This is a genomic window from Agromyces sp. P1_H4 (assembly GCF_056405255.1).
This window is the reverse complement of sequence record NZ_JBFUCL010000422.1, coordinates 1-2,807: the sequence shown is the minus strand read 5'-3', so window position 1 is coordinate 2,807 and position 2,807 is coordinate 1. Positions and strand designations below refer to the sequence as shown.

Below are 2,807 nucleotides of genomic sequence, written 5' to 3'. Positions count from 1 at the left end.
CACGCACACCTCCGAGGAGCGCGGCTTCCTCGAGCGACGGTTCTCGGCGACCACGATCGACCCCGACGACGCCGACGGCATCGCCGGGCTCATGCGCGACGGCTTCGACCTGCTGCACTTCGCCGGCCACGGCCGCTGGAGCGACGGCACCCCGGCGGCGCAGGAGCTGCTGCTCGCCGCGTTCAGCGAGGCCGAGGACCTGCCGCTCGCGCGCTACTCCGACGGCGAGCTGCGTCGCGACCTGCCCGATCGCGGGCCGGCGGATGCCGCGGCGACGGGCCCGTTCGTCTTCCTGAACGCCTGCGACATCGGCCGCCTGCCCTCGGGGCCGGCGTCGCTCGGCGGGTTCCCCGAGGCCTTCCTGCGCGGCGGCGCGGCCGCGTTCGTCGGCTGCTCGTGGGCGGTCGGCGACGACCCCGCGTCCACCTTCGTCGAGGCCTTCTACCTCGCGCTCGCCGACGACGACGCCACGATCGCGGATGCCACGCGCGCGGCGCGCGCCGCAGCCCGCGCCGACGCGGACCTCTCGGAGCTCGCGTACGCCGTGTACGCGCACCCTCGCGCGCGCATCCGCGTCGAGCAGCCGGCCGCGCCGGCACCGACCCCGCCCCACCAGCCGATCCCGGAAGGACCGAACCCATGAACGCCGCACGCCCGCCGAGCCCGTCCGCTCCCCCGCCGCCCGCGACCGCCTCGCCCGCACCGCCGGCGGCCGCGCCGTCCGCAGAACGCGGCGCCCCGACCCTGACGGCCGCCGCCCTCGCCGGCCTGAGGCCCCATGTGATCACCCTCGAGGACGGCAGGCTCGCCGAAGGCGCAGCCTCCACCGCGCAGACCGTGAAGGACTTCCGCACCACCGCGGCCGACATCGACGAGATCTTCTCGACGCACCTTCCCGCCTTCGTCGCCGCGCACCAGCCCGGCCCGGTGCCGATCGCGCTCTACGCGCACGGCGGACTCGTCGACAAGGAGTCGGGCTTCGCGATCGCCGAGCACCAGGTCGCGTGGTGGAAGGAGAACGGCGTCTACCCGATCCACTTCGTGTGGGAGACCGGGCTCGGCACGGCGATCTGGGACTCGCTGCGCCGCTGGGCGTCGGGCGGCCGCCGGGGCTGGGCCGACGAGGCGAAGGACGGATTCCTCGAGGTGGCCGCACGGCTGCTCGGCGGCGGCGGGATCTGGAACGACATGAAGGTCGACGCGGCCGCGGCATCCGTGAAGGGCGGCGGCGCGCAGCAGTTCGTGCGCGCCCTCGGCAAGTGGATGACCGAGCACCCCGGCGAGGTCGAGGTGCACGCCATCGGCCACAGCGCGGGCTCGATCTTCCACTCCCACCTGCTGCCGGCCGCGCTCGAAGCGGATGTCCCGGCGATCGCCTCGCTCAACCTGCTGGCGCCCGCGGTGCGGGTCGACACCTTCTCGAAGCTCCTCATGCCGCACGCCCGCAGCGGCAAGATCGAGCGCGTCGCGATCTTCACCATGGACGACGAGGCCGAGCGCGCCGACACGTGCGTGCGCATCTACAACAAGTCGCTGCTCTACCTGGTCTCGGCATCGTTCGAGCCGCAGAAGGCGACACCGATCCTCGGCATGGCGAAGTTCCTCCTGCGCGACGTGGACCTCGCGGAGTTCTTCCAGGGGCCGGCCCCCAAGGGCGAGCTCGTGCTGGCGCCGCACGCCGTCGGCCTGCGCACGGCGAGCACCGCGACCTCGCACGGCGGCTTCGACAACGACGGCCCGACGATGGAGAGCGTCGCCCGCCGCATCGCCGGCGTCACCGACGTGACGCCGTTCCCGTCGGCGCAGTCGCGGGCGATCCTGCCGTGGCCGGAGTTCGAGGACCTGCCGTCCCCGACCGGAGGTTCGCGCTCCGCGGAGGCGCCGAGTGCGCCCGGGCTCCCGGCCGCTCCCGGGACGGGTGCACGCCGCGCGCTGTGCATCGGCGTCGACGCGTATCCCGACGAGGGMGACCGCCTGCACGGCTGCGTGGCCGACGCGCACGCGTGGGCCGAGGCGTTGCGCGGCGAGCAGTTCGAGGTGACCGAGCTGACGGATGCCGCGGCCACCCGCGACGAGATCCTCCGCGGCATCCTCGAACTCGTCAGCAGCGCCGTGCCGGGTGACGTGCTGGCGGTGCAGTACTCGGGGCACGGCACGTTCGTCCCCGACCTCGACGGCGACGAGGACGACGGCGACGAGTCGAAGGACGAGGCCCTGTGCCCCGTGGACTTCCGCGCTGCGGGCCGCCTCATCATCGACGACGACCTGGCCCGCATCTGGGACGTGATCCCCGAGGGTGTCAGCCTCACGGCGTTCTTCGACAGCTGCCACTCGGGCTCGGCGAACCGGGCGCCGCGCGTCGACCTCACGCCGATCGGCGATGCCCTCCCGCGCTCGGTCGAGCTCACCCGGGAGGACGAGGCCGCGTACCGCGCCGACCGAGGCGTCGGCACGGGGTCGACCGAGCCGGATCCGGTCCGGGATGCCGCGATCGCGCGCGTGCTCGGATCGGAGACGGTCACACCCACCGCCCCGCGTGCCGCCGGGGTGCGCCGCGAGGTGCTGTTCAGCGCGTGCCGCGCCACCGAGGTCGCCTGGGAGTCGAACGGGCAGGGCGACTTCACGCGGCGGGCGCTACCGCTGCTCGCCACGGGCGCCGGCGCCGTCTCGAATCGGGACTTCGTGCGATCCGTCGTCGAGGAGTTCGGCCAGAACCGCCGTCAGACGCCCGAGTTCCACGGCGACGAGGTGCTCGGCGGGCGCATCCTGCTCGGCACGGCGAGCGCGTCGGCCGTGGCTGCCGACGG

The 2,807-nt window shown here is 74.2% G+C and carries 2 protein-coding genes; both read left to right on the top strand.

The features are described from left to right. Positions 1-643 (top strand): CHAT domain-containing protein (locus AC1DY2_RS18260; RefSeq protein WP_476763702.1); only part of this gene is annotated, 643 nt, incomplete at its 5' end. After that, the coding region (locus tag AC1DY2_RS18255) for a caspase family protein (RefSeq protein WP_476763701.1) at positions 640-2,807 on the top strand (2,168 nt) is incomplete at its 3' end. The genes AC1DY2_RS18260 and AC1DY2_RS18255, both read left to right, overlap by 4 nt.